The sequence below is a fragment of the Haloarchaeobius litoreus genome (assembly GCF_024495425.1).
Taxonomy (GTDB): domain Archaea; phylum Halobacteriota; class Halobacteria; order Halobacteriales; family Natrialbaceae; genus Haloarchaeobius; species Haloarchaeobius litoreus.
This window is the reverse complement of sequence record NZ_JANHJR010000001.1, coordinates 382,160-408,293: the sequence shown is the minus strand read 5'-3', so window position 1 is coordinate 408,293 and position 26,134 is coordinate 382,160. Positions and strand designations below refer to the sequence as shown.

Annotated in this window: 21 protein-coding genes and 1 pseudogene; 14 read left to right on the top strand and 8 right to left on the bottom strand. The window is 61.7% G+C overall.

The features are described from left to right. Nucleotides 1-4: 4 nt before the first annotated feature. Nucleotides 5-1,417 carry a sulfatase-like hydrolase/transferase gene (locus tag NOW55_RS02100; protein WP_256398399.1) on the bottom strand — a complete coding sequence of 471 codons (1,413 nt, stop codon included), beginning with the start codon at nucleotides 1,415-1,417 and terminating at the stop codon, nucleotides 5-7. A gap of 154 nt (nucleotides 1,418-1,571) precedes the next feature. Between NOW55_RS02100 and NOW55_RS02095 the strand changes: the two genes are divergently transcribed. The 5 genes from NOW55_RS02095 to NOW55_RS02075 are packed head-to-tail and all read left to right on the top strand — an operon-like array spanning nucleotide 1,572 to nucleotide 7,613. Then, nucleotides 1,572-2,714 (top strand): DegT/DnrJ/EryC1/StrS family aminotransferase, encoded by a 1,143-nt coding sequence (locus NOW55_RS02095; protein ID WP_256398398.1) that lies wholly within the window; start codon nucleotides 1,572-1,574, stop codon nucleotides 2,712-2,714. A gap of 60 nt (nucleotides 2,715-2,774) precedes the next feature. Beyond that, on the top strand, nucleotides 2,775-3,971 hold the full coding sequence (locus NOW55_RS02090) for a sulfatase-like hydrolase/transferase (protein WP_256398397.1): 1,197 nt from the start codon (nucleotides 2,775-2,777) through the stop codon (nucleotides 3,969-3,971). After that, complete coding sequence (locus NOW55_RS02085; protein WP_256398396.1) at nucleotides 3,968-4,726, top strand: polysaccharide deacetylase family protein; 759 nt, start codon at nucleotides 3,968-3,970, stop codon at nucleotides 4,724-4,726. The genes NOW55_RS02090 and NOW55_RS02085 overlap by 4 nt, the downstream gene beginning before the upstream one ends. A gap of 40 nt (nucleotides 4,727-4,766) precedes the next feature. Then, nucleotides 4,767-6,152: a sulfatase-like hydrolase/transferase gene (locus tag NOW55_RS02080; RefSeq protein WP_256398395.1), complete on the top strand. Its 1,386-nt coding sequence runs from the start codon at nucleotides 4,767-4,769 to the stop codon at nucleotides 6,150-6,152. A 57-nt stretch (nucleotides 6,153-6,209) separates the two neighbouring features. Further along, nucleotides 6,210-7,613 (top strand): DUF8712 domain-containing protein, encoded by a 1,404-nt coding sequence (locus NOW55_RS02075; RefSeq protein ID WP_256398394.1) that lies wholly within the window; start codon nucleotides 6,210-6,212, stop codon nucleotides 7,611-7,613. Nucleotides 7,614-7,616: 3 nt separating this feature from the next. Here NOW55_RS02075 and NOW55_RS02070 read toward each other — a convergent pair whose 3' ends face one another. Both NOW55_RS02070 and NOW55_RS02065 read right to left on the bottom strand, forming a co-directional pair. Further along, a complete protein-coding gene (locus NOW55_RS02070; protein ID WP_256398393.1) occupies nucleotides 7,617-9,152 on the bottom strand; it encodes a flippase in 1,536 nt (511 codons plus the stop codon). Nucleotides 9,153-9,329: 177 nt separating this feature from the next. Further along, on the bottom strand, nucleotides 9,330-10,889 hold the full coding sequence (locus NOW55_RS02065; RefSeq protein ID WP_256398392.1) for a hypothetical protein: 1,560 nt from the start codon (nucleotides 10,887-10,889) through the stop codon (nucleotides 9,330-9,332). Nucleotides 10,890-11,035: 146 nt separating this feature from the next. Here NOW55_RS02065 and NOW55_RS02060 point away from each other — a divergent pair, with 146 nt between their 5' ends. The 4 genes from NOW55_RS02060 to NOW55_RS02045 all read left to right on the top strand — a co-directional run bounded on the left by NOW55_RS02060 (nucleotide 11,036) and on the right by NOW55_RS02045 (nucleotide 13,270). Next, the gene (locus NOW55_RS02060) at nucleotides 11,036-11,326 is read left to right on the top strand and encodes a hypothetical protein (RefSeq protein ID WP_256398391.1); all 291 of its coding nucleotides are present in this window, start codon (nucleotides 11,036-11,038) and stop codon (nucleotides 11,324-11,326) included. Between the two features lie 35 nt (nucleotides 11,327-11,361). After that, a complete protein-coding gene (locus NOW55_RS02055; protein WP_256398390.1) occupies nucleotides 11,362-11,970 on the top strand; it encodes a formyltransferase family protein in 609 nt (202 codons plus the stop codon). Nucleotides 11,971-12,000: 30 nt separating this feature from the next. After that, nucleotides 12,001-12,741: a WbqC family protein gene (locus NOW55_RS02050; RefSeq protein ID WP_368407681.1), complete on the top strand. Its 741-nt coding sequence runs from the start codon at nucleotides 12,001-12,003 to the stop codon at nucleotides 12,739-12,741. Nucleotides 12,742-12,841: 100 nt separating this feature from the next. Beyond that, the gene (locus tag NOW55_RS02045; protein ID WP_256398389.1) at nucleotides 12,842-13,270 is read left to right on the top strand and encodes a VanZ family protein; all 429 of its coding nucleotides are present in this window, start codon (nucleotides 12,842-12,844) and stop codon (nucleotides 13,268-13,270) included. Here the strand turns inward: NOW55_RS02045 and glmS are convergent, their stop codons facing one another. Beyond that, nucleotides 13,271-15,061, bottom strand: coding sequence for a glutamine--fructose-6-phosphate transaminase (isomerizing) (gene glmS / locus NOW55_RS02040; RefSeq protein WP_256398388.1), 1,791 nt, complete (start codon nucleotides 15,059-15,061; stop codon nucleotides 13,271-13,273). Then, nucleotides 15,061-16,254: a sugar phosphate nucleotidyltransferase gene (locus tag NOW55_RS02035; protein ID WP_256398387.1), complete on the bottom strand. Its 1,194-nt coding sequence runs from the start codon at nucleotides 16,252-16,254 to the stop codon at nucleotides 15,061-15,063. Before NOW55_RS02035 ends, glmS begins: the two co-directional genes overlap by 1 nt. Before the next feature lie 455 nt (nucleotides 16,255-16,709). Here NOW55_RS02035 and NOW55_RS02030 point away from each other — a divergent pair, with 455 nt between their 5' ends. Beyond that, nucleotides 16,710-18,026, top strand: a complete 1,317-nt coding sequence (locus NOW55_RS02030; RefSeq protein WP_256398386.1) for an RNA-guided endonuclease InsQ/TnpB family protein — start codon at nucleotides 16,710-16,712, stop codon at nucleotides 18,024-18,026. An 86-nt stretch (nucleotides 18,027-18,112) separates the two neighbouring features. Here NOW55_RS02030 and NOW55_RS02025 read toward each other — a convergent pair. From NOW55_RS02025 to NOW55_RS02015, 3 genes and pseudogenes are all read right to left on the bottom strand, one after another. Further along, nucleotides 18,113-18,366, bottom strand: a pseudogene (locus NOW55_RS02025) (DUF7342 family protein); the annotation flags it as partial. Then, a complete protein-coding gene (locus tag NOW55_RS02020; protein ID WP_256398384.1) occupies nucleotides 18,363-19,820 on the bottom strand; it encodes an ATP-binding protein in 1,458 nt (485 codons plus the stop codon). The pseudogene NOW55_RS02025 and the gene NOW55_RS02020, both read right to left, overlap by 4 nt. Nucleotides 19,821-20,314: 494 nt before the next feature. Beyond that, nucleotides 20,315-21,364: an RNA-guided endonuclease InsQ/TnpB family protein gene (locus tag NOW55_RS02015; protein ID WP_256398383.1), complete on the bottom strand. Its 1,050-nt coding sequence runs from the start codon at nucleotides 21,362-21,364 to the stop codon at nucleotides 20,315-20,317. A 219-nt stretch (nucleotides 21,365-21,583) separates the two neighbouring features. On the opposite strand from NOW55_RS02015, the gene NOW55_RS02010 reads away from it, so the two are divergent. The 4 genes from NOW55_RS02010 to NOW55_RS01995 all read left to right on the top strand — a co-directional run bounded on the left by NOW55_RS02010 (nucleotide 21,584) and on the right by NOW55_RS01995 (nucleotide 26,064). Next, nucleotides 21,584-22,297 carry a helix-turn-helix domain-containing protein gene (locus NOW55_RS02010; RefSeq protein WP_256398382.1) on the top strand — a complete coding sequence of 238 codons (714 nt, stop codon included), beginning with the start codon at nucleotides 21,584-21,586 and terminating at the stop codon, nucleotides 22,295-22,297. A 220-nt stretch (nucleotides 22,298-22,517) separates the two neighbouring features. Further along, nucleotides 22,518-23,774 carry a M20 family metallopeptidase gene (locus tag NOW55_RS02005; RefSeq protein ID WP_256398381.1) on the top strand — a complete coding sequence of 419 codons (1,257 nt, stop codon included), beginning with the start codon at nucleotides 22,518-22,520 and terminating at the stop codon, nucleotides 23,772-23,774. Between the two features lie 2 nt (nucleotides 23,775-23,776). Continuing rightward, nucleotides 23,777-24,892, top strand: a complete 1,116-nt coding sequence (locus NOW55_RS02000) for an alanine/ornithine racemase family PLP-dependent enzyme (protein WP_256398380.1) — start codon at nucleotides 23,777-23,779, stop codon at nucleotides 24,890-24,892. Then, a complete protein-coding gene (locus NOW55_RS01995) occupies nucleotides 24,889-26,064 on the top strand; it encodes an NAD(P)/FAD-dependent oxidoreductase (protein WP_256398379.1) in 1,176 nt (391 codons plus the stop codon). Before NOW55_RS02000 ends, NOW55_RS01995 begins: the two co-directional genes overlap by 4 nt. The last annotated feature ends 70 nt before the right edge of the window (nucleotides 26,065-26,134 follow it).

The following is a 26,134-nucleotide window of genomic DNA, read 5'->3' as shown; positions in this document are numbered from 1 at the left end:
CCAGCTACTCGACGTACCCGAGACTCTTGAGGTGTTCCCGAACTTCCGTCGATGTCTCGACGGCATCGTCGCCGAGTTCGAGCGCCGGGCCGTGTGCCTCGACCGCCTTGAGTAGATCATCCCACCGTTCGGCTGCCTCGCCGCTTCTCGGGCCTGTCGTGTCCATCGACCGATGAACTAGCTCCTCGTCCTCTGGGTCCTCGGTGCTGTACTTCGTCAGGAGAATCTCGTCTGCCCCGTCGACCTGTCGGCCGAACAGCTTCCACCCGTCGTCAGCCCGAACACCACGGTAGGTCTGTATCTCGCCGTCGTCGGGTGAGAGCCACTGCGAGACGAAGGTCGTGTGACTGACCGGCATCTCCTCGGGCTCGGCACTCGGCTCGCCGTCGATGTCTTCTGGAACGGGTGCGTCTACAGCATCGAGCACCGTCGGCATCATGTCGATGAGGTTCACCTGTCCATCCACCGTTCTCGGCTCCCAGTCCGGGCGGCTGATGGCCAGTGGGACGTTCATGATCTCCTCCCAGAACGTCGGCGGTGTGTGACCGAGCACGTCCTTCTCGCGGTTGAGGCACTGCCCGTGGTCGGACGTAAGAACGAGGACGTCCTCGTCGGGGTCGAAGTGACCCTTCTCGGTAAGTTCGTCGATGAATCGGGTCATCTCGTCGTGGAGATACGCACAGCAGGCGTCGTACGCGGTGTCGACGTCTTCGAGTTCGGCCTCCGAGAGCCCCTTGCCGTTCGACTTGCACGCCTTGCGTGTGAACTCGCCGAGCTCCGAGCGCGAGCGCTCCTCGTTGAACTCGAACTGCTCCATGTACTCCTGTGGTGGCTCGAACGGATGATGGGTGTCCATGTAGTGGACCCAGCAGAGGAACGTCTCCGGCTGTTCACTGTCCAGCCAATTCATCGCGTTGGCGTTCAGGGCCTCGGCGGAGCGATAGAACGTCTCGTCGCCCGGCATCGCGTCACGGACCGGCTTGAAGAGGTTGAAGTACGTCCACTCGCCCAGCTTGAACAGTGGTTTCGTCGCATCGCGTTCCTTGAGCTTGACCGCGAGACGCTTCTTCAGCGTTGGACGGCCGAGGTTACCTGACGTGAAGCCCAGGTCGTGGTTGTACTGCACCCCGAACAGGTAGTTATCGGTGAACAGGGCAGTCTCGTACCCCTCGTTCTGGAGGACTTCGGCCATGTTCGTCCGAGAGCCGTCGTCCGGGAACCCCCACGTCGGGAACGAGTCGTGATAGAGGCTAGCACTAAGTCCGGGCATCGCCGAGATGGTCTGTGAGGCCGAGGAGACGGTGTTCGGGAAGACGACTGGGTCGATGGAATCTGCGATGTCCGCCATCGCTTCCTCGAACCGGTCCCGCCGCAGAGAGTCGATAGAGAGAATGAAGACGCTGGGTCTATCAGACATGGATAGTAGTTCACCTACTCCGGGGTATCAATATTGTGGTTTTATGGTCTCTGCTGTGGGATTATCGGGCAGCATTGCAGCTGCACCTATCCTGTTCTCTCGCTGGTCCGGGGTTCCAGACTGAATCGCCCGTCGGGGGGTGTCGAGACGGACAATGACGACGGACGCATCGCTGGCTCGCGCCGAACGTGCGACGGTGTCCTATCTGGGTGGCGGGGGTCAGGCAGCCCTCTTCTGGAAGGGACGGGTCGCACTCTATGCTCTGCTTGCGGCGCTTGATGTCGGTGACGGCGACGAGATCATCGTCCCTGGCTTCACCTGCGTCGCTGTTCCCAACGCCATCATGTATCGCGGGGCGACACCGGTCTACGTGGACATCGACCCGGAGACGTACACAATCACGGCGGCGGCGGTCGAGGAGGCGCTGACGCCGAACACCGAGGTCGTCCTCGTCCAGAACTCGTTCGGGCTCGCCCCGGACCTCGACGCCATCAACGCGGTGGTCCCGGACGACGTGGCGCTCGTGGAGGACTGTGCCCACGGCCTCGGCGGTGCGTATCGTGGACAGCCGAATGGGACGGTCGCCGACGCCGCCTTCTTCTCGACGCAGTGGTCGAAGCCAGTCTCGACAGGGCTCGGCGGTATCGCATACACTACGGACGACGTGATTGCAGACGCTCTCCGTGAAGTGTGGCAGTCCTCCCCTGCACCGACGGCTCGGGAGCGAACCGTCGTGCGGGCACAACTCCTCGCATACGACCTGCTGTTCCGTCCATCGCTGTACTGGCCTCTCGCGAAGGCCTATCGGTTCCTCACCCAGCGAACCGGTTTCATGGAGGGTTCCTCTACCAGCTCCGAACTGTCGTCACCGAGTCAGCCTCCCGGCTTCGAGAAACGGATGGGCCCAGCACAGGCCGATCGGCTCGTGTCGGAGCTGGCGGTACTGGACGAACGAGTCGCGCGGCGACGAGCACACGCCTCGACGTACGACCAGTGGGTCGCCCAGTTTGGTCTTGACCCGGCCCCGCGTGCGGAGTACGCGACTCACTCGTTCCTTCGGTATCCGGTCGAAGTCGAGGACAAGGAAGCCGCGATTTCGCGGGCGAAGGAGCGTCGCGTCAGGCTCGGGACGTGGTTCTCGACGCCCATCGACCCGGTAGAGGACGGTCTGGCGCGGTGGGACTACGAGATGGGGTCCTGTCCGGTCGCCGAGTCGGTCTGTCGTCGTATCGTGAACCTGCCGACAGAGCAACTGGTCGACCGTGACGACGCCCGGTTCGTTCTGATGGGGGAGTGAACTGTCACGAAATCGGTTCGACAAGTATTATCCACGTTGCCGGTAATCAGTCGACAACGCATGTCTACTGACTTGGCGGAGTCCCTCTCAGCCCTCGACGTAGACAACGTCTTCGTCTACGTCGCCGATGCCGTGCGCTGGGACGCGCTCCCCTCAGCTGTCGCCAACCGTGGCGTGACAGCCAAAGGTGTAGCCGCGTCGATTCACAGCCCGACCTCGTTCGCAGCTCTCGTCTCGGGGCTCTCGCCGCCGACGAACGGCGTGTTCTCGTTCACGAACCGTCTCGACGTTCCGACGCTGTTCGACGTTCCGGACCACGAGACTCGTTACGACAGCTCGATGCTGGACGCCGGTGGTGCGGACGATTCATTGTTCTCGGTGTTCGGCCTCAACCCTGGTGAGTCCCACGGCGAACTGGACACGGTAAAGGCACCGTTCGTGCTCCTCGAACGCGGAAACGGTGGCCATGCTCCGTACGGAGACAGCGACCTCACCGCGTGGGAGTACTTCCGGGCGAATCCGGACCTGAGTGCAGCTCAGTTCAGAGAGGCGTACGAGCAGCGCGTCGCCAGCGACGCCGAACGCTTCGCAGCCCGGATGGAGACGCTCGAATCCCGTGGGTTGCTAGAGAACACCCTCGTCGTGTACACGTCGGACCACGGTGAGCTGCTCGGTGAGGGTGGTAGCCTCGGACACAACGGGCCGATGCGGGCAGAACTCGTCCACGTCCCGGTCGTGTTCTCGCACCCGGACTTGCCGGGCGACGCCACGTCGCCGGACCTCGTTCGACATGTCGACCTCCTCCCGACCCTTCTGGATATTCTCGGCGTCGACGAGTGGCCGGTCGAACTCGACGGACGGTCGCTGGTCCACGAAGAGCCCGCCGACCATGGCCTCAGCTTCTACGATAGCAGCTTCTTCACCGATCGTGTTCCGGGCCTCTCGGGTCGATTGCGGTACGAAGGGGCCTGGGACCGGGATGGTGGCTGGGTTATCCCCCGTTCGCCGCGGCGAGACCGGACAGCGATACTCGCTGGTAAACTGCTCAAGAGCGCAAAACGCGGGTACCTCCAGCGACACGCCCTCCCGGCGTTCCGTGCCTACCTCCGTGGGACCACGAGGTATGGAATACCGGGGTTCGACCGGGACCAGGCGCTGGACTGGTTGGCGGCGGCGAACGAACGGAGCGTCACCCGGACCGAAGTCGAACTGAGCGAGGACGCTGGCGAACAACTACGCGACCTTGGTTATCTATGATTGCGCTGAAGATTCGGGCCTGGCGCACCCTCGCGAAACTCGACGCGGCCCTTCACGTCTCCTCGCTGTTCTCGGACACCCGTGATGCAGTACTGATGTACCACGCTGTGGGCGAACCGGAGGCCTACGGGAACGTCTCTGTCGAGCGGTTCCGAGCAGACCTTCGGTATCTTACCGACCGGTACGAGGTTGTGGACCTAGACACGCTCGTCGAGACGACGGCTGACGAGAAGCGCGTCGCCATCACGTTCGACGATGCGTTCGAGAACGTTCACGAGCATGCACTCCCTGTCCTTCGGGAGTTCTCAGTCCCGGCAACCGTCTACGCGGTCGCTGATTTCGTCGGAACGAATCAGGGGTACAACGACTGTTCCATCATGTCTGCCGACCAGCTCCACGAACTGGTTGGCGAGCCACTCGTTACTGTGGGAAATCACACACACACGCACCCGCATCTGGCGGAAGTGGACGACGAGACCGAGCTTCGAGAGGAGATTCGCGGCGCACAGGAGTCGCTTGAGAATCTCCTCGGAGTATCTGTCGACCGGTTCAGCTACCCCTACGGGAGCTACGACGAGCGCACTCCTCGTGTGGTCGCGGAGACGCACGACACCGCGGTCACGACGGTTCCTCGACTCTGTGAGGACTCTGTCAATGAGTACCTCGTGCCACGAATCACTGCACACAATCCCGTCTCCCACGTTCGCTGGGAGCTCACCGACCTCGGTGACCGGGTTCGGGGACTCATCACCTGAGAACGACAAACCTCTTATTCCGCCCGAAGAACTGCGGGATATGGATGTCGCATGGCTCATCGTGGACTCCCTCTCGTACTCGGCGACGCCGTTCGCGTCGGACGCCCCGGACACGATGCCGCGGTTCGCCGAGCTCGCTGACTCCCGTGGCGTCGTGTTCGACGAAGCGTACGTCCCCGGGCCGTCGAGCCCCTCCTCTCATTCCGCATTCTTCACGGGCAAGCTCCCCTCGGAGACGGGGATGCACGAGGCGCGCCCCTACTTCGATAGCGACCTCCGGACTATCGCGGGGGCGCTCTCCGACCACCGTTCGTTCATGATCTCCTCGAACCCGTTCATCTTCAACGGGCTCGACCGCGACTTCGACGAGACGGACGACCTCAGGCGTGGCCAGTACAAGGTATTCGAGGACGCTGGCGACCCCGAGATGTTCGCCAAGCAGCACGACTTCGATTCCAGTTTGCGACAGATGCTCGCATTCCTCCGGTCGAGCGGCAAGCCGGTTCGCTCGCTCGCCAACGGCATCAGCTTCAAGCGTTGGCAGCGCCGCGAGACGGCCGAAATCCCGAAACACGCGGCAGGTGACACGACCACGTACCAGTACGCCAACACCATCAACGAGGGCGTACGGTCGTTCCGCGACCGGGCTGACGGCGACAGCTTCGTCGTCGCCAACTACATGGACGTCCACCCGCCGCTCGACGCGAGCGATGAGGCGCTGGAACGCTTCTGTCCCGACACACCTCGCTCCGAACTCCCGATTGGGGTCCGTGGACAGGACGTCTACGAGCGATTCCACGCCGAGGACGACTACGATGCGAGCGACATGTACGACCTTTACAAAGCGACGATATACGACGTCGACCGGAAGCTCACGCCGCTCGTCGAGGAGCTGCTCGACGACGGCACGTTCGTCGTCGTCACCGCCGACCACGGTATCTGGTTCCGCCGCCAGCGGGAGTTCGACGACGAACGAGTCCACGTGCCGCTCGTCGTCTTCGCACCCGGCGAGGACCCCCGACGAGTGGGGCACACGGTCAACCTCCTCGCGCTTCCCCAGACGACGATGCGCGCCGTGGCAGGCAACGACGGTGGTTTCGACGGCTACGACCTCTTCGATGTCTCGTCCGACCAGACCTCGGTCACCGAGTTCATCCACGACGAGGACGTCGAGGGCACCCCGGTCAATCCCGAGGGAACCGACGCCGGACGCACCCTCTACGACATCGCAGCCATCCGGGGCGATGCCCGGGTGGAGTACACGGGCGGACGATTCAGCACCGTCGACGGGAAGTCGGACACGACCGACGACCTGAAACGGCACGTCGAGACCCTGCTGAGTGAGCATCCGGAACTCGGGAGCGGTGGCGGCATCGAGTACGACGACGAGGTTCGGGAGCGACTGGAGGACTTCGGCTACCTCTAAGCTGTAGCCGGAGTATCACGAAACGTTGAAACAGGAGGTTCGCCAAGGGGTGTCCAGATGCAGTCCATAGCCAGTACGTTTGAGGACCGCGATATCCCGACGCAGTTCCTCGTGGCTGTCGTTCTCCTGTTTCTCCCACTCGATGCACTCCTCTACGCTCTCGACGGACTCCCGGAGGGTTCGATCTACTCTCCCTCCGCACTCACGATCAGTTTCATCCTCTCGCTCGCGCTGCTCTGTCTTTACCCGTTGCTCCGTAGCTTCGTCGAGGACGGCGACCCACTCGAACCGGCAGCCGTCGTCGGTGGCGTCATGTTCCTCTACCTGCCGGTGAGTGCTGCAGGACTGACAATCCTGAAAATGGAACCAGCGTACCCTTCCGTGGTTCGAAACGTGGATATCCTTCTCGAACCGATGACGGTCGCACTCGGACTGATGAATCTCGGCGTCCTCTGTTTCTATCTCGGCTACTACCGATTCCCCGATGTCTCTTTTCCCGGTCCAGTCATTCCTACGTGGAATGGCTGGTCCTCAAAGGCTATCCTCCTCGCCTGGGCAGTCGGTGCCGCTGCCTATCTGGCGATCGAGTACGGATATATCTCCAGAAACGCGTTCGTCCTTTTGCTCACGACGTGGATTTACTACGCGCCGCCGTGTCTCCTTTATTTGGGTCTTCAGCGACAGTCACCGGGGTGGTGGCGCCCCCTGTTGGCGGTGACGCTCGTCGGGAACCTCGTTCTGCTCACCGTCGTCGACTTTGCGCTGTACTCGCTTCTGCAGCAGTTCTTCCCGTTGCTCTTGGTGTATCACTACGCCGGCCCTGGCATCTCGTTCCGGACGATTCCGGCACTCGGCGCGGGCTTATTTGTGCTGTTCCCCCTCGAACTCCTCTTTGGATACGTTCAGGACGGAAAGTTAAACACAGGCATTTTGGAGCACTTCGTCACACGGATGATTGGAACTGAGAGCCTGACGATGGTGATCCATCGAGTTCCCGAGGAGGTTCCTTACCAGCATGGAGAGACCATTCTGTTGACGTTCTACTCGTTTATTCCGCGGGTACTCTGGGAAGGAAAACCGCTCATTACGATGTCGCCTCGAACCGCGTATTACTTCGCTGGACGGACCTGGGAGAATGGGGGGGCACAGATGATACTCCCGGCCGAATTTTACTGGAATTTTGGCGCGCTAGGTGTCATAGTTGGCATGCTAATACTGGGCGTATCGTTGTGCCTCATCCGCCAATGGTTCGCTGCTCGTCGTGCGCAGCGAAAGGTAGGGTTTGTGACTATCTTATTCTTCAATATCGGGTTTTTCAACTTTGTTCTGTTTGAGGGGAGTGTCGCCGACACCTACTCCAGCCTGGGCAAAGAGCTGGTTTTTGCGTACGGATTCGTGCTCCTTGCTGGCGGGGCCATTACGGGTTTGCTTTCGAGCACCGTCGAACGTGTTGTTCCATGATTGTTACCGGCGAAGCAATCGTACCCAATATCGAATATTGGAGAGGTCTCGGCCCAGCCGCGCCTCAATGTCATCGAGATAAGCCAGTTCTACTTCGGTGATACCACCGTATCTGACGATGGTGACGAGATAGGAGACGGCGAACACCGGTAGTGTGAGAACCATATTCCTGGTGGACGCGCCTGCAGTCGCTCCAAGCGTCAGATAGATTGTAGCCGTGACGATACTGCTCATCGTGGCGACCATAAGTGTTTGTTTTGTCACCGGAACAATGTCCGTACGTTTGTGTAGCTGGTAGCTGCACAGGAGGTTCAGTACGACAAAGGAGCCTACAGTGGCGATGGCTGCACCGAGAGCCCCGTATCGGGGCACCAGTAGAACGTTAAGGTATAGGTTTGCAACGGCCGTTGCGAGGGCGTCGTACATCAACAGCCGTGTCTCCCCGACGGCTGTGAGTGCGTGGCCGTTGAGACCGACGAGCCCCTGTGTCAAGTAAGCAATTCCAAGGACGGAGAGTGTGAGGCTGCCAGTGACGTACTCGGGCCCGAAGGTAAGCGAGACGACTACCTCAGGAGCGAGCAAGAACGCGAGGAAGGGGGGGAGTGAGATGATGAGGACCCACTTCTGCGCGACCGCAAACACCTCTCTCATGTCGTTCTGTCGCCCGTCGGACTCTGCCTCTGAGAACACTGGGAGGAAGATGAACCCGAACGCAGAGAGCCCAAGTCCCATCAGTGTGGCGAGGGTGTAGACGACATCGTAGACGCCGACTACATCTATGGATGCGTAGTACCCGACGACAAGTATGTCGATATTCCGGTGAATGAGGAGCATTGAGGCCGTGACCATTGCCGGGAGGGAGAAGGCGACGAGTTCGCGGTGCATTGACGTTGGCTCAGCCTCGCCGGTTAACAGTGAGGATTGACGGAGAATATAACCCATACCGACGGCTCCACCGAGGACGTAAGCTAGTCCGTACGCGCCAGCAACTCCGACGACCTCGGCTCCGAGAACGAGTGCGACGATGACGAACGCGAACCTGGAAACCGGGAAAAGGATGTTCTGGATGAGTACCTTCGCCGTTGAGCGCTTGAGTCCCTGCATCGCACCGATTGCGTACCTCATCATTGCTGCGAACGGAAGTACTACCCCGAATATAGCCAGAGTAGTTGCTGATTCAGGTGAATCGAACACCCGAGTCGCTAGGGGTTCGGCGAGCACAAACAGGGCGATGCCGACGACGAGAGAGATTGGAAGGACGATCTGTAGTGCCGAGACTGCGACTCCGCGCTTGAACGACTGATCGTCCTGCCGAGGCAAGTATCGACCAACAGCCGTGTTCATACCGAGTAGCACGAACGATGTGGCGAACGCAAGGATTGTGACGCCGAGTGCAATCTCTCCGATGCCACGCTGTCCGAGTATCCGAGCGATAACGACCTTGGCGACGAACGTCGTTAAGTTCTGGAGTATCAGACCGAGGAAGACGATAGAACCACCAGAGAGGAGCGTCTCTAGGGCGGTCTCGTTATCACTCATTGCTCTTCTCGCCATCCTGTACTGCAACATAGACCACGTGGGTGTTCGGAATCGGGAACGCAGGAGTTGAGGGTCCAGTCATTGAAGATTTACTATTATTGTCTGGTTGAGGCTGGGTCTATAGGGCATTCCAGTACTATTTGTATAGTCGGGCATCCAGTAATTCAAAACATTCAATTAGTTCGTTCTATTTGATTTGAGCTGTTCGAACCGATATAGCTGATAGTCTTCTGTGTTCAGTACTGGTTCAGCGTCGTTCGGTTTGAGGCTACCTTCGGGGTACGAGCGTCCGAGTTCAAAGATGACCCAGTCAGGATCAAACGTCTCTTCTAACCATCGCACATCGTCGGTAATAATCCCGTACATTTCGGGACAGAGGGAATCGATTTCATCCGTTGAATCTCCTGCGTTCATAACAGGGTCAACTACTATATGATGGGTTTCCCAAGCCAGTTGTCGACCTCGTCCCTTAGGCTGGAGTAGTACGACGCCTTGGTCTTGTGATTCAAGATACTCGCGGACTTTTCCCCAATCATCACCCTCATCTGAGTCGTACAGGAACAGTTGATACCCTTTGAAATAGAGCGGGATAACGACTGCACCAAAGCCCATCGTCGCCACAGTCACGACCGTGAACCACGGGCCAATCGTTTTCAGACCATCGGCGATTACTAGGACTGCAGGAAGGAACACGTATTCGAGATACCGCTCTCCCTCTCCTATGAATCGTAGGTATGGGAGAGATGTGAGCACGAACGTGATAATTCCTGTGAAAAGCCATACGGTGAACACGGTCGGGGTTCCAAAACCTGTCCCCCAACGGGCTGCGACAATCAATGGGAGTAACAAAATAAATGGATTGTCTGAGATGACCCGGACTATCAAATTGTCGAATCCACGTCTGGCGACTGCTTTTATATCACCCGACCGAAGGTTGTTGATAATTTTGTGGAGTGATTGGAGTACGCTCCGACGCTGGATTGCCCGTAGTCTGAACTGTCCTTTCAATGCAAGGTGTTTGAGATGGCTGACGTGTCCCCTGAGGATATCCCAATAGGCTCCGAGCGATAGTAGCACCGCTAATCCGAGCGACAACGGGATGGCGAGTAAGAACAATGAATCCACCACTAAACCCATCCCGAAGAGGATGAATACCAATGATTGAACGCTGAACTTGCTGGTCAAGCAAATTAATGCGCCTCCGAACACACCGGCGACGAACAACCAGTTGGCACCGCCGATTGACCAGAGACTGAACAGCAAGAGGCTAATTGTGGTGAGAAGTTGTCCGGGCTTGCGACTACTGAGCCCAATCCCATGTGCCATATCGAATCGCATGAACTGGGGTGTGACGAGGAACAGCGTGATAGCAAATACCGTCTGCCAGGTGCTCAGTAATCCCAGTGGGTATAACGATAAAAGTACAGCGGCGAATAACAAGTCCATAAGAGGACTGAAATATCTCTCGATTATCGGAAGCCACCGAGAAGGAAAGAACGAGAGAACCCAGTGGAGGAAGTACGGGTACACGGACCTGCCAGACAATGCAGAAACACTGAGATACTCTGGAATTCGATGACCAGCTGTTCTTATTTCGGCAATGAAGAGCAGGTGTGCGTATCCGTCCCGGTTCGTGCCATGGGGATCGAGTAGACGATATGATGCGCGAGTGACTGCGATTAGCGAAAGCACCAGTCCGGCAAACAGCACCAGCAAGATTCCGTCTTCGACAGACATTGAGATGTTGTAAACCAGTTTCCCCGGCCATCTGATTAGTGATTCGGTTCTTGAGCCGTGAGTTGTTTCTTGGAAGACAAACCAGTGATGTGCCTGTTGTAGACAACAGATTTAGATACCGCGATTGGCTTTGATGTCCCAACACAATGACCTCAGACAGGGACCCAAGTCTTGTCGCTCGGATGCGAGAGATAGAGATACGCCGGTCTTGGCAGTCGCCAGATTCGTTCACGGACACAGAGGAGGTCGTAGCGCTCAGTCAGGAATTCATGGAAGTCGCGTTCCAAGATGACGATTTCCGGTTTCTGAACACAGCGCTGAAACTCAACGACTGGATTCGCTCCTACGGGACGGACCCAGAACTGGTTTCGGAGATTGAAGTGGCTGAGGAAAAATCACTTCGAAAGCTCCGGGAACGACGGGGAATCGAACTGTGAAGTACTGCCTTCTGGCCTCGTCGAGTACAGCGGCAATGCACCTCCTCTATCACGCACAGACGCGAGGTGTTTTCTTCTCACACGTGGTACTCGTGGGTGATGGTGCGGGAGAGTACGACATCTTCCGATCCTACAGAAACAAGAATGGCTTCGAGTTACATTTCGTTCCTGATGCGAACAGTGTCGAGTGTGAAACCGTTCTACGGGGTATCCAGCCAGATATCATGGCAATCAAGACAGGTGGAACGATTCTGGAGGAGAGGATAATTGAGATACCCTCGGTGGCGACTATCAACGTACACCCAAGTCTCCTCCCGAACTACCGAGGAATTGACGCTGAGTACTGGGCGCTCCTACATGACGATGCCGTGGGGTCGAGTGCCCATGTCGTTGATATTGGCGTTGACACAGGCGACCTGATTGCCCAACGGAAGTTAGATGAAGACTCAGCCGATTCTGCGGGAGAGATTATCGAGCAAAATTACTACGAAACCACGCACCAAGTCATGGTTGACGCAATTCTGAGATACGAAGACGAGTCTGCGGAACCAGAACCACAAGATACGACTGAGGGAAAGCAGTACTTCAGCATGCACGAGAAACTACGTGATATCGTCGACGAACTCGTCCAACAAAAGAGGTAAATACGACACCCGGGTGACTCTAAGACATCCGTGTGTCCCAGCGAGCAGGCCCAGAAGACCGTAGTGATTGTCCAACCGCTCTATCTACCGTGGATGGGCTACTTCGGCTATTTCTCGAGTGCCGACACGATGGTTCTCTACGACGACATCCAGTTCAACCGTCGCTCTTGGCAGCGACGTAACCGGATTAAAGTTCCTGACGGGGATTTCACTTACCTCACACTCCCTGTAGTCAAGAACCACGGTCAAGAGATACGGGATGTCGAGCTCAACAACGACGAGAACTGGCAGGAGAGCCACTGGAAGAGTATTCATCACTCATACGCGGGCGCACCTTACTTCGACGAGTACTCGGAGCGGCTTGAGACGGTGTACCATCAGGAGTGGAACCGACTGGTCGACCTCAACACTCGAATTATCGAAATCCTCGCAGACGAGCTTGTGCCGTCAGATACTGAAGTGATGTTGTCTTCCGAGCTCGACGTTACCGGCTCGAAGACCGAACGCCTGATTAACATCCTTGATGCGGTCGATGGGGACGCCTACATCTCGGGGCCTGCAGCACGTGATTACCTCGATACGGAGCCCTTCGCAGACGCGGGAATTTCGCTGTACTGGCATGAATTTGACCATCCAGAATACCCACAGCCTCATGGAGAGTTCGTCTCTCATCTCTCGGCTATCGATGTCTTGTTCAACATGGGCCCAGAAGCACGCAATCTGGTTCAGGAAGGGGAGGAGGATGCACTCGTCCGAGATCCGGACACATAACCGCAATTCTTGGCGTATTACTGGAACGATTCAGTCCGTAATCAAACCTGCCCGTCTCCGCAATCCTCATCAGTCGCGCGTTCGTCTCCCGAACCGAACGATGGCCCGGTTGCGCTTCCCGTTGCTCCCGAAGTCGGTTCGCTGGTTCGGTGTCCTCGGCGCCGTTTCGGTGGTCGTCTACTACTCGCTCGTCACGGTGCCACCGGCACCACCGACGGGGACGACGCCGTTTTGGGACAAGCGGCTTCACTTCGCCGCCTACGCTACCCTCGCGTTGACACTCGCCTACGCGACGGCACGACAGCGAGACAGCCCGTACCGACGCGCGGCACTCGTCATTGGTGGGACGGTCGCCTTCGGAGCCGTAATCGAACTCGCCCAGGGAACGCTCTCGTACCGGTACTTCGGTTGGGGCGACCTGCTCGCGAACACGCTGGGCGCGGTCCTTGTGAGCGTCTGGTTCGTGGCCGAACGCAGAATCAGGTACGTCCGGGCACGCAAGCTCGCCGCCGAACTCCGGGAGAACTGATTACTCGACGGTGACGCTCTTCGCGAGGTTCCGGGGCTTGTCGATGCTCCGGCCGAGCAGGTTTGCACTCCGGTACGCGATCAACTGTAGCACGACGTTCGCGAGCAAAGGCGCGACGTGGGGATGCGTCTCTGGTATCTGGATACACTCGTCGACGAACGATGCGACCTCGACACGACCATCGGTCACCGCAATCACGGGCGCGTCCCGCGACTCCACTTCCTTGATGTTCCCGATGGTCTTGCGTGTCTCCTCGTCGTCGCCGGTCAACACGGCCACGACGGGCGTATCCTCCGTCACCAACGCCAACGACCCGTGTTTCAGTTCGCCGGCGGGGAAGCCCTCGGCGTGGACGTAGGTGATCTCCTTGAACTTCAGTGCGCCCTCCAGCGCGACAGGGTGGTTCAGCCCACGGCCGACGAAGAAACAGCGGTCCGCAGCAGCCAGCTGCGCCGCGGCAGACCGAACGTTCACGCGGTCGAGCACGGACTGCAGGTCGCCAGCCAGATCACGAAGTCCCGTCAACACGCCGGCGTCGTTCCCGTTCATCGCTTCCACCAGCAGATTAACCGCAACGAGCTGCGAGGTGAACGTCTTCGACGCCGCGACCCCGATTTCGGGGCCGGCGCGGATGTACATGGTGTGGTCGCACTCCCGGGTCACCGAGGAGCCGACAACATTGGTCAACGCGAGCGTTTCCGCGCCCCGAGCTTTCGCCTCCCGCAACGCCGAGAGCGTGTCGGCGGTCTCGCCGCTCTGGGTGATGGCGACGACGAGTTCGTCCTCTCCCACAGGCGGTGGACTCGTCGCGTACTCACTCGCAATAAACGTCTGTGCCGGAACGCCCATTTCTCGGAACAGATGCGCGGCGTAGAGGCCCGCGTGGTACGACGTGCCGCAGGCGATGAACTGCACACGCTTCGGCGTACTCAACCCATCAAGCTCCTCCAGCTCGACCCGCCCGTGCAGCTCGTCGACGCGGCCGCTGAGGCACTGACGGATGGCGTGGGGCTGCTCGTGGATCTCCTTGAGCATGTAGTGGTCGTAGCCGCCCTTGCCGGTGTCCTCGGTGTCCCAGTCCACCGTCTCGATGGGTTTCTCGATGGGAACCCCCTCGGCGTCCATGACAGTCAACCCACCGGGCCGCAGCGTGGCGAACTCGCCGTCGTCGAGGTAGACGACGCGGTCGGTGTAGTCGAGGAAGGCGGGGACGTCACTGGCAAGGTGGAACTCGTCGTCGGCGACGCCGATGACGAGTGGGGAGTCCTCGCGCGCGGCGAAGATGGCGTCGACGCCAGCGACGACGACGCCGACGGCGTAGCTCCCCTCCAGGCGGTCGACGGCACCTCGAACGGCCGACTCGGGGTCGGTGCCGGCTTCGAGGCGCTCCTCGACGAGGTGGGCGACGACCTCGGTGTCGGTCTCGCTCTCGAACGTGTGGCCACGGCTCTGGAGCTCCTGCTTCAGGACGTCGTAGTTCTCGATGATGCCGTTGTGGACCACGCCGACGCGCTCGCTGCAGTCGGTGTGCGGGTGCGCGTTCGCGTCCGTGGGTGCGCCGTGGGTGCTCCAGCGGGTGTGTCCGACGCCGACGTTCCCGTGCAGCGAGGTGGTGCGGACCGCGTTCTCGAGCTCGGAGAGCTCGCCGGCGCGCTTCTCGACCGACAGCGCCTCGTTCGAGAGCGCGACGCCCGCTGAGTCGTACCCACGATATTCGAGGTTGGACAGGCCGGTCATCAGCACGTCGAGGGTCTCGTCGGGGCGGCCGACGCAGCCGACGATGCCGCACATCAGCGCATCACCCTCCCGTTCTCGGGGATCACTCCAGAGACGGTCGTCCCCGCATCGAGTTCGGCGTTCGGGCCGACGAGCGTACCGGGGGCGAAGGTCACCCCTCCCCGGGCGGTCGCGCGGTCGGCGAGCAGCGCGCCGAGGCGGCGGTCCTCGTGGACCGTCGTGCCGATGGCCACGTCGGCGGGCCCACCGGGAGCGACGCAGCCCGCTCCCAGCGAGACGCCCTGTCCCGTGACGCAGTCGACGAGCGTCGAGCCCGCGCCGACGCGCGTGTCCGCGTCGAGCACGGAGCGTTCGACGGTCGCGTTCGAGCCCACGGTGACGTTCTGGCCGAGCGCGACGTGGGGGCCGACGACCGCGTTCGCGCCGATCTCGGAGTCTGCGCTGACGACGACGGGCGGCCGCAACACCGCGTCCTCGTGGACGCGGACACGCTCGGCGCACCAGACGCCCTCGCGGACCTCCGTGGCGTCGATGTCGCCGCGGTCGAGGAGCTGCTGGCTCACGTCGAGCAGATCCCAGGGGTAGGTCGCGTCGGTCCACAGGCCCGAGGTACGCGTGGCGTGGACCTCGAAGCCCGAGTCGACGAGCGAGCTGATGATGTTTGGCAGGGTCAGCTCGTCGCCCTGCTCGATTGCGTACTCGACAGCGTCGAACAGCGACGCGTCGCAGGCGTAGACGCCGGCGTTCAGTAGTCGGTACTCGTCGCCGCCCGGGCGCTCGATGATGCGGGTGACGCGGTCGCCGTTCGCCTCGACCGCGCCGTACATCGACGCCTCGTCGCTCTCGATGACCGCGAGGGTGACCGCGCTCTCTTCGTCGTGAGCGGCCATCACGTCGCTGACGAGGTCGCCCTGGATTATCTGGTCGCCGTTGACGACGAGGAAGTCGTCGTCGAGCGCGTCGCGCGCCTGGAGGGCGGCGTGGGCGCTGCCGAGCTGTTTCTCCTGTACGTGGTACGTGACTGGGACGCCCCGATACGTGGAGCCTACGTGGCCCCGCACGCGGTCGCGCTTGTAGCCGACGACGACGTGCAGCTCCTCGATGCCGGCGTCGACGAGCGCGTCGAAGACGTACTCGATGATGGGTCGGTTCGCGGCGGGGAGCATCGGTTTCGGCCGGTTCCGCGTCAGCGGACGCAGCCGTTCACCCTCCCCTGCGGCGAGGACCACGGCCGCAGTAATACTCATTGGAGGAAGAACCCCTCTCGTCAGTAATATATCTTCTTGTCGACGCGAAATCGCGAGCAGTCGTCGGGAGTCGGTAACTGGCCGACGTGAGTGAGATTGCCCGCTTCAATCTGACCAGAACGCCCGTTGTCGGTCCTCGATCTCGGCGTAGTGCCATCGAGAGCACATCACGCCAGTCGGCTGGATGTGACATAAAATCAAGCGCATGCGCCCGCCTTCAGGCGGGGGTCGAGCGACCACAGATCGACACAATCCCCCGACGACACTCACTCCGGGGTCTGTTCTAGAACACGCTTCTCTCCTTCGAGGAGCAATCCCTTCCACGTCAGACTACGGTATTTTCCAGTTCATTCAACCGCTCGTACTGCTCATCGTCGTCAAACTCGATTCGAACTTCTGCCAGACAGTCACACATGAGTCCTCATTTATACCTGATTGGGAACAACCAGTAGTTGATGAGGCGCACCAACACATTCGTTGTCCGACCCCGCTCCGACCAGGACGCGGAGTTGCTACACGAACTGTTGGACGCTTCAGCCAGTCTCTGGAACGAACTCACCTACGAACGCCGCCAGAACTACTTCGACGGCGAATCCATCTGGGACACCGCCGACTACCGCAAACAGTACGTCGGCGTCCTCGGAAGCGCCACCGCCCAACAACTCATTCGCAAGAACAAGAGCGCGTGGAATTCGTTCTTCTCGCTCACAGAGAAGGGCAAACACTGTTCCCCACCCGGCTACTGGGGGAACGAAGACGATGGTCGAACACTCCGGACGTACATCCGCAACGACCAGTACACCCTGGAGCTGGGCGACCGCTCCCGCCTCGAAATTCCCGTCGGGAAGGAACTCAAGGATAAGTACGACCTCGGCTACACCGAACGCCTTCGTCTCGAAGTCGCGGGCGTTCCGAAGTGGGGCGGGAAACAGGGTCGGTTGGAACTGTACTACGACGAGTCCTCGAACCAATTCAGGGCCTTTCAGCCAGTCACCGTGGACGATTCTCGACTGGATGCACCACTGGCTTCGGAAGAAGCCGCTCTGGATATTGGGGCGAACAGCCTCGTCGCCTGTACGACCACGACCGGCCAACAGTACCTGTACCACGGACGCGATCTGTTCGAGAAGTTCCGCGACACCACGCGGGAAATTTCCCGGCTCCAGTCGAAGCTCCGTGAGGGGCGCTACTCCTCGAACCGGATTCGGCAACTGTACCGTGGTCGAAGGCGACGACGCGACCACGCACAGAACGCGCTGGTGCGCGACCTTCTCGACCGTCTTTACGAGGAAGGTGTTTCGACGGTGTACGTCGGGGACTTAACCGACGTGCTGGAGACGCACTGGTCGATTCGAGCGAACGCGAAGACGCACAACTTCTGGGCGTTCCGGGCGTTCATCGACCGGCTGGCGTGTACCGCCGAAGAATACGGCATCACGGTCGAACTCCGGTCGGAGGCGTGGACGACCCGGACGTGTCCGAACTGCGGTTCGACGACGGACACGATTCGGCATCAGGACACGCTCACGTGTTCGTGCGGGTTCGAGGGTCACGCCGACCTCGTAGCAAGCGAGTCCTTCCTGAGACGTCACCAGAACTCGGAGAGTTCTGGCTGGCGAACGAGACACACCGTGTCTCGTCAACGGCACACAGGCGTCCCAAGGCCGATGGCACGGCCCGTGCGATTCGAGTGGGACAGCCACGAGTGGCTGGAGTCACCACGCTCTCACCGTCCCAAAGAAGCGCGCACAGACCAGAGTATCCACGTATAGGAGAAAGTCGCTCACGTCGGGGGTGGCGTTACTGCCAGACCCCGAGCGCGAGGATTCCCGCGCCTTAAGGCGCGTGGAGGATGTCAATCGGTGACCTGAACGACGATGCCGGCTGCTCGAACCACTCCAGGTACTCCCGCGCTGCGTCCACACCGTGGCCTGCGAGTTCCGCGACATCGCTGACCGTCGTCGGCGCGTCCAGCGCCAGCACTGCATCGAAGAAGTCGTCGCGGGTACGGTCACCACGGACAAGCTCTTCGGGCGGCGTCAACGTATCGAAATCCGGTGGTTCCGTCCCGCTCTCGCCGGCCGTTTTTAGTTCGTCGTCCGGTTCCTTCATGTTCGTATTTTCTGCCCCAGACGGAATAAATCTATAGAGGAACGGATTATTCTGCGAACCCCGTGCTCTGAGAGCGCGCGCACGACCTCATCGACGGTGAACAACTGGAGATTCTCCCGTTCAGCGGCTGCCTCTTCGACGGACGGCTTGAAGCCGCTCCGTGAGAAGAGCGCGTACTCTACGACCCGGTCACGCCCATCCTGCGGCGACCATCGAAGTTCGCCGACGTGCTCCTGAAGCCCCGCGAGTGCGTCGTATCCGAGCGGTGACTGCTGGAATTTGCACTCACCGACGAGCAGCGTCTCCCCCGCCGTGAGACCGACGACATCGATCTCGTGCTCACCGTACCACCACTGTCCTGTGTTCGTGATCGTGTGTTCCGGATAGAGCGGCCGAAGTGCAGAACAGCAGAATTCTTCGAACGAGTGACTCACGAAGTCAGCGAGCTCCGGTTCGACCAGGGCGTCGTAGGCATCTCGTCCCAACTCGTCGTACTGGTCACCGGACCCGTACACGTAGCGGAACCAGAAACGGAAGAAGGGGTCACGAATGCGGTACCGGCTGCGCTTGCTCCGTTCTTTCTGCTCCGTAATCGGGACGTGGCGGTCGACGAGGCGCAATCGAGCCAGTCGGTCGAGGTACTTCGACAGCTGGTTGTACTCGATACCGGTCGTCCCGGCAATCTCGTTTCGGCTGGTACTTCCGCCGGCGATAGCTTCCAGAATCGAGAAGTACCGCGTGGGTTCGGTTAGCTCCATTCTCAGGACGTAGTCCGGTTCGTTGTGAAGCGTGCCGTGCCGGGAGAGGATCGTCCGCAGGATGTTCTCCGCGAGGGTCGCGTCCGGTGAGACCTCCTCCAGATAGTACGGAACCCCCCCGAACACACCCCACGTGAGCACCTGCTCCTCAGCAGTGTACTCGTCATCGAAGAACTCCATTGCGGCGTCGAACGGCAGTTGTCTGATGTCCAGTTTCAACGACGAGCGACCGTAGAGCGGGCTGTTCCCGAGCAACGCCGCTTCTTCCATCATGCTGATCGACGACCCGACGAGGACGAACGTCGCAGCCGAGTCAGCGAGTTCGTGGTCGAACATCGCCTGCAGCACGGACGGCAGACTCTCATCCTGTGCGACGAGGTACGGGAACTGGTCGAGCACAACGGTCGCATCCTGTTCGGCGAGAAAGCCGAGAATCTCGTCCCACTCTTCCCGGATGCGTCCGACGCCCGGATACGACGCTGCGGCCGTCTCGATGAACTGCTGGAGTTGGAGTTCGCTCGTCTTCTGCTTCGCCTGATAGATGATTGCGTCTTCGTCCGCCCGAAGCGACTCCCGTACGAGCGCGGTCTTTCCGAGTCGTCGCCGTCCGTATACGACCGCGAGTTCGGCGTCGTCCGAGTCGTAGAGCTCGTGGAGCCGAGCGAGTTCCTCCGTCCGATTGACGAACGCTGGCATAGTCCACCTTTCGCCGGGAGGAAGAAATACTTCTGATAATCATACTTCAGAGTATCATACTCTGAAGTACGATACTTGTGGTAGCCGGCCTCGGTCGATGGTCGTCCCTCGACATCGAGCAACCGCCCGCACTGGGACACACCTCGTCGACCATGGTCACCTGCGCGTCGCAGTCCTGGCAGAAGTCGGCGCCGAAGTCCGTGGTACCTGGACGCGAAACTGGCTGGTCCTCGAAGCAGCCAGCGGTAGATTGACATCCTCCTGCGTCGACAGACGCGGGCATCCACGAAGTGGATATTCAGGTTGCGCGTTTCCTCGGAGTTCAAGTACGCTTTCGCGTGACCCGTCGAAGGTTGCCACCGAGTTGTGACCAACGGTGTGCGTTACAGCGCGTACAGCCCTGTCAATGGGGCCTTCCTCCCCGCATACAGCGGGCGTCGAAGACGGCTGGCTGTTCAACCAGCGAGGTAGCACGGTTCGCGTCAGCTGAACTGTTACGCCGTGCATGGTTCTCCCTCCCGTTGTGCGATATTTTCCGAAGCGTTCAGGTCAGAATGGCGTCCACGGCCGCATTCCGAACACGAGAAGTGGTCACCATCACGGGTTCCGATCGACCCACATTCCGAACACCGCTGGCTGGTCTGGTACGCATCGACCGTCTCAACGCGGATACCAGCGCGTTCGGCTTTGTACGTGATGAACTGTTGGAGTTGATGGAAGTGCCACGAGTGGACACCGGACCACGAACTGTTCACGCGGATGCCTTCGAGGTCTTCTATCCGAATGACAGGACTCTCGAACTGTTCCGCGAACGTGATGAGACGGCGGGAGAGTTTGTGATTCAGGTCTTTGATCCGGCACTGTTCTTTGTCACCCACACGGTTACGTGCGCGAAGCGCACCCGCTTCCGATAGCGTATCGCGTAGGGAACGATATTTGCGCCGAACGTACTTCGCCTCACCACCAGACACCAGCATTGACTCGTCTTCACCGGAGGCCGTCACAGCGAGGATATGACGTTCACCAATATCGACACCGATGGGCGTCTCACCCGACGTGTCGGCGTCGTATTCGATGTTGAACGTGCAGAACCAGTCGTCTCCCCGACGGTAGACCTGTAGACGGGTCTTGTCGACATCTCCGTCTACGAGTCGGTGAACCTCGTTTGCAATGTCGGCGTACACTTCGATAGGTGTGTACCACCATTGGGAGACACACGGGAAGCCGACGATGACCGTCCCGTTTTCGGTCATGTCGAGTTCCCAGTTCTGGTTGTTGACCGCGAACGGTTGACTCTCTCGGTATCGAACCTCTCCGTCCTTGCTATGGTCGGATTTCGCCTCTCGGATGGCTTGGTTCTGGATGGCCGAGTAGAGGTCGTTGTCGATGCTGGCTGTGGTCACGGACTTGTCGAAGTCGCTGTTCTCCCACCCGTCGATACAGAACTGTTTGGTGTCACGGTAAAGGCGAGTGGCGTGTTGCCACTCTTTGCGCCGTGAGAGGGATGAATTGTGTAGCTTCGCGGTGACAGTCACCGTGGCCATTATTATTGTAATTAAATTCGATACAGTAAGAAACTATTGGAATATCGGATCGTGTTATCGGCGGTAGGTTGTGTAGCGATTGTCGGATTTATCCTGACGCTAAAGAGTCAGGCGTTCTCCTTGAATCTCAGTGAGAGGGATGGGTTGTGGAACTTCGTGGTGACAGTCACCCCAACCATCACAAGTGTAATGCGCCTTGGTTGCGTACTGAAGTCAAACATGGCCGAGGCCGGACACGACACCCGGACCGGGTCGCACCTGACGTTGAGCATCTGGCACCCCGACTGCTGGACGCTCCAGGTCACCGAGAACGCCGACGGGGGGATCTTCGGGCACGGCGTCTACACGGTCGATGACTCGGCGAAGGGGCGGTTCACCGCCTACGGGGACTCCACCGAGGCACTCGAAACGCTGGTCGGGGATATCGAGTCGTCGCCGCTGGTCGACTCCGTCTGGCGGCTCGACAACAGCTTCGACCTGGACAAGCGGATACCGACGCCGGGCAACGTCTCCCAGAGTCTCGTCGTGATGTACGGGCACGACCGCAGCATCAACGACTCACTCGTCTCGAACGGGTTCATCCCGGACAAGGCTGTCTGGATCCACGACGGTCGCGAGTACTGGGACGTCGTCATCGAGGGTGACCGCGCGAGCATCCAGGAACGCCTCGACGCTGTCCGCGACGAGATGGACGCCGAGATAGACGTCCAGCACATTACGTCGGACGACCGCGAGGCGGGCGGGCTCCTCCGGAAGGGCATCCTCTCCGAGCGCCAGCGGGAGGTGTTCGAACTCGCCCGGGAGCGCGGCTACTACACGTGGCCGCGCGAGGTGAGTGCGACGGAGATCGCCGAGGAGCTCGGCGTCTCGAAGGCGACCACGCTGGAGCACCTCCGGAAGGCCGAGGCGAAGGTCATCGATGCGCTGCCTTAGGGTATCGGGCCCGACTCGACCGCGCTGTCACCCGCTGTTCTGAATCCGAGGAGGAGGGCGACTTTCGTGTCGATAGCTCTTCATGATATACGGTAGCATCACCCCTGTCTCCACCTGTCATGAGAGGGGCGGTGATTAGGGTCGTTCCGGGGGTTGGCTAGGCCGTGACAGGGCCCGTCGAACCGGACGACTCCGACGGCCCAGTACGCGGAGAGTGAGTATGAACGACGACGAATCCACGACACAGTCCGAGAGTTCCACGGACGCCGCGAGGCGGGTGGCAGCAGCCGTCGACGCGGACGAGACAGTCGACCTGGTCCAGTCGCTCGTGCGGATCGAGAGCCCCTACTTCCACGAGGACGAGATCGGCGAGTTCGTCCACGGCTGGCTCGACGACCGGGGGCTCGACCCCGAGTACCACGCCGTCAGCGAACCCGCGATTACCGGCTACGAGGGACGGAACGTCCTCGTGCGGCTGCCTGGCTCGGACCCGGACGCGCCGACGCTCATGCTGAACGGGCACATGGACACGGTCGAACTCGTCGACGAGTGGACCGAGGACCCCCTCTCGGGTCGCATCGAGGACGGTCGTCTCTACGGGCAGGGGGCGGCGGACATGAAGGCGGGGCTGGCGGCGGCGATGGTCGCCGTCGCCGCGCTCGCCGAGGCCGACGTCGACCTCGCCGGCGACGTCGTCCTCGCGGCGGTCGTCGACGAGGAAGGACCCTACGGGCTTGGCACCGACCAGCTGCTCCGCGACGGCGTCGTCGACGACTGCGACATGGCGGTCGTCACCGAACCGGGCCCCATCCTCGACGGCGAGGGGCGGGAGAACCCGACGCTCTACCTCGGTGCACGGGGGCGCTTCCTCTACGACATCGAGGTCCGGGGCACCGCTGCACACGCCTCCACACCGGACGCCGGGCGGAACGCCGTCGTCGCGGCGGGCCTGCTCGCCGACGCCCTCTCTGAGATGCCGGTGGGCTCTCACCCACTGCTCGGCGAGGGGTCGGTCTGCCCGCTCTCCATCGAGGGCGGGGGCGAGACGCTGTCGGTCCCGGAGTCGTGCCGGCTCCTCGTCGACCGCCACGTCGTCCCCGGCGAGACCCGGGAGTCCGTGCTCGCGGACGCCGAGGAGGTCGTCGCGGAGCTCGGAATCGACGCCGACGTCTCGGTGGGCCTCCGCGAGGTGCCCCACGCCGACGCCCGATACGGGCCGTACGTCTTCGACGAGCACGAGCCGCTCGTCGAGGGGCTCGCCGCCGCGACCCGAACGGTCACCGGTGAGTCGCCGTCGCTCGGCTACTTCCGGAGCGTCGGCGACTTCAACTACCTCGGCCACCGCGCCGACGTGCCGACCGTCATCTTCGGGCCGGACGGCGACCGCATCCACGGGGCGGGCGAGTGGGTCGACCTCGACGAGACCGTCGACGTGGCGCGTGTCCTCGCCGCGGGCGCGGTCGAGCTGCTCTCGTGAGCATGGCACCCCCAGATACCCGCGGCGTCGACGCGCCGACCGTTCACGTCGACCTCGACGTCGTCCGGGAGAACGCGCGGGCGGTCTGTGCGCGCTTCGACGGCCGCGTCGTCGGCGTCACGAAGGCCGTCACCGGCGACCCGGCGGTCGCGCGGGCGATGCTCGACGGGGGCGTCGACGGGGTCGGCGACTCCCGGATTCTGAACCTCTCACGCCTCGCGGAGCACGTCGACGCCGAGCGGACGCTGCTCGTGTCGTCGCTGCGCGACCGCGACCGCGTCGTCACCGCCGCGGACCGCTCGTTGCACAGCGAGGTGGCGGTGCTCGAGGCCGTCGCGACAGCCGCCCGCGAGCGCGGTGTCGAACACGACGTGCTCGTGATGGTGGACACGGGGGACCGACGCGAGGGCGTGCTCCCCGAGGACCTCCGGCCGACGCTCCACCGCGCGGTCGAACTGGACGGCGTCCGCGTCGTCGGTGTCGGAACCAACGTCGGCTGCTTCGGCGGCGTGCTCCCGACGGCGGCGTCGATGGGGGAGTTCGTCTCGCTCGTCGAGGAGAGCGAGGCGGCCCTCGGTCGGCGGTTTCCCGTCATCTCGGGCGGGAGCAGCGTCACCCTCCCGCTCGTCGAGGCGGGGACGCTCCCCGACCGCGTGAACGAGCTCCGCGTCGGGGAGGCCATCCTCCTCGGGACCGACGTCACGCGGGACCGGACGGTCCCCTACCTCCGGAATGATGCGTTCACCCTGCGTGCGGAGGTCATCGAGTGCAAGCGCAAGCCCTCGACGCCGGCGGGACCACGAGGCCGCGACGTCGACGGCGACCGTCCCGGGTTCGAGGACCGGGGCGTCCGCGAGCGGGCCATCGTCGCGGTCGGCGAGCAGGACGTCGTCACGGACGAGCTCGTCCCCCTCGCCGACGGCGTCGAGGTGGTCGGCGCGAGCAGCGACCACACCGTCTGCGACATCACGGACGCGACCGCCCGAATCACGGTCGGGGACACCCTCTCGTTCCGCCCCGGGTACCGTGCGCTCGTCCAGGCGTTCACCTCGGAGTACGTCGGTCGCACGTACCACGGCGGGACGCCGAGCGCCGGGGAGGCGGCGACAGAGCGATGACCGACACCGACCGGGTCGTCGTCGTTGGTGCCGGTATCGCGGGGGCGAGCGCGGCCGACCACCTCGCCCGGGGGACGGACGCCGAGGTTCTCGTCCTCGAACGCGGTACGGAGCCGGCCGACGAGACGACCGCGAGGTCCGGCGCATTCGTCGGGTTCTGGGGCCACGAGTCCGCCGCCTGCGTCCCGCTGCTCCGGTACGGCATCCGGTACTACGGGCGGCTGCTGTCGGCGGCCGGGACCACGGCACGGTTCGTCCACGGCGGACGCCTCCGACTGGCCACGACGGCGGCCGGCGACGACGCCATCCGCACGGCGTTCGAGTCCGACTTCGACCGGACGCTTCGTGAGTCGACGGCGAGCGCGACGGCGACGAAGGGCGCGCCCGTGCAGTACCTCTCCGGGGAGACACTCGACGAGACGCTTGTCCTGCCGGGACTCGCGACGGACACGGTCACCGGCGCGCTCTACAGCCCCGGCGTCGGCTACGTCGACGACCCGGCCGCGCTCGCACGAGCGGTGCTCGACCGGGCACGGGAAAGTGGTGCGACGGTCGAGACGAACACGACCGTGACCGGCCTCCAGACCGAGGGCGGCCGGGTGACCGGCGTCCGCACCACCGATGGTCGGCGACGGGCGGACGCGGTCGTCGCGGCCGCGGGCCCCTGGAACCGCCGGCTGCTCGACACGGCGGGCGTGACGCTCCCCGTCCGGAACACCCGTGGGCCGATGCTGGCCCTCGACACCGACGAGCACGGCCTCCCAGCGCTCTACCACGAGGAGAGCGGCGTCTACACCCGGCAGAACCGGGACGGGAGCCTGTTCGTCGGCCACTTCCCCGGCCAGTACGACGACGCGAGCGTGCTCGACCCCGACGCCATCGGGGACGACGTACAGGACGCACGCCACGAGCGCTCGCTCGACGTAATCAGACGACTCTGTCCGGGCACTCGAGGGGCGTCAGTCGTGGACGAATGGGTCGGCGTCCGGACGGTGACGCCCGACGGCGACCCCATCCTCGGCCCGACCGACGTTGACGGGCTCTCCGTGCTCGCTTTCAACGCGAACGGCATCCAGTACGCGCCCGCCGCGGGTCGACTCGTCGCCGCGGAGGTCGGCGGGTTCGACCCGGGATTCCCCACAGCGGGCGTCGCGTTCGACCGACTCCGGTGAGTCGGCTCTCATCATCAACGAACGAGATGGCAACAGACCCGGGGACGGTCGGTGGTTCCCCGAGAGGAGG

What these genes read in the sequence shown, in the direction of transcription:
- NOW55_RS02070 (WP_256398393.1), bottom strand. Translation starts at nt 9,152, where the DNA reads ATGAGTGATAACGAGACCGCCCTAGAGACGCTCCTCTCTGGTGGTTCT.
- NOW55_RS02055 (WP_256398390.1), top strand. Translation starts at nt 11,362, where the DNA reads ATGCACCTCCTCTATCACGCACAGACGCGAGGTGTTTTCTTCTCACAC.
- NOW55_RS02075 (WP_256398394.1), top strand. Translation starts at nt 6,210, where the DNA reads ATGCAGTCCATAGCCAGTACGTTTGAGGACCGCGATATCCCGACGCAG.
- NOW55_RS02005 (WP_256398381.1), top strand. Translation starts at nt 22,518, where the DNA reads ATGAACGACGACGAATCCACGACACAGTCCGAGAGTTCCACGGACGCC.
- NOW55_RS02015 (WP_256398383.1), bottom strand. Translation starts at nt 21,364, where the DNA reads ATGGCCACGGTGACTGTCACCGCGAAGCTACACAATTCATCCCTCTCA.
- NOW55_RS02060 (WP_256398391.1), top strand. Translation starts at nt 11,036, where the DNA reads ATGACCTCAGACAGGGACCCAAGTCTTGTCGCTCGGATGCGAGAGATA.
- NOW55_RS02045 (WP_256398389.1), top strand. Translation starts at nt 12,842, where the DNA reads ATGGCCCGGTTGCGCTTCCCGTTGCTCCCGAAGTCGGTTCGCTGGTTC.
- NOW55_RS02030 (WP_256398386.1), top strand. Translation starts at nt 16,710, where the DNA reads ATGAGGCGCACCAACACATTCGTTGTCCGACCCCGCTCCGACCAGGAC.
- NOW55_RS02065 (WP_256398392.1), bottom strand. Translation starts at nt 10,889, where the DNA reads ATGTCTGTCGAAGACGGAATCTTGCTGGTGCTGTTTGCCGGACTGGTG.
- NOW55_RS02020 (WP_256398384.1), bottom strand. Translation starts at nt 19,820, where the DNA reads ATGCCAGCGTTCGTCAATCGGACGGAGGAACTCGCTCGGCTCCACGAG.
- NOW55_RS02080 (WP_256398395.1), top strand. Translation starts at nt 4,767, where the DNA reads ATGGATGTCGCATGGCTCATCGTGGACTCCCTCTCGTACTCGGCGACG.
- NOW55_RS01995 (WP_256398379.1), top strand. Translation starts at nt 24,889, where the DNA reads ATGACCGACACCGACCGGGTCGTCGTCGTTGGTGCCGGTATCGCGGGG.
- glmS (WP_256398388.1), bottom strand. Translation starts at nt 15,061, where the DNA reads ATGTGCGGCATCGTCGGCTGCGTCGGCCGCCCCGACGAGACCCTCGAC.
- NOW55_RS02035 (WP_256398387.1), bottom strand. Translation starts at nt 16,254, where the DNA reads ATGAGTATTACTGCGGCCGTGGTCCTCGCCGCAGGGGAGGGTGAACGG.
- NOW55_RS02090 (WP_256398397.1), top strand. Translation starts at nt 2,775, where the DNA reads ATGTCTACTGACTTGGCGGAGTCCCTCTCAGCCCTCGACGTAGACAAC.
- NOW55_RS02085 (WP_256398396.1), top strand. Translation starts at nt 3,968, where the DNA reads ATGATTGCGCTGAAGATTCGGGCCTGGCGCACCCTCGCGAAACTCGAC.
- NOW55_RS02095 (WP_256398398.1), top strand. Translation starts at nt 1,572, where the DNA reads ATGACGACGGACGCATCGCTGGCTCGCGCCGAACGTGCGACGGTGTCC.
- NOW55_RS02010 (WP_256398382.1), top strand. Translation starts at nt 21,584, where the DNA reads ATGGCCGAGGCCGGACACGACACCCGGACCGGGTCGCACCTGACGTTG.
- NOW55_RS02000 (WP_256398380.1), top strand. Translation starts at nt 23,777, where the DNA reads ATGGCACCCCCAGATACCCGCGGCGTCGACGCGCCGACCGTTCACGTC.
- NOW55_RS02100 (WP_256398399.1), bottom strand. Translation starts at nt 1,417, where the DNA reads ATGTCTGATAGACCCAGCGTCTTCATTCTCTCTATCGACTCTCTGCGG.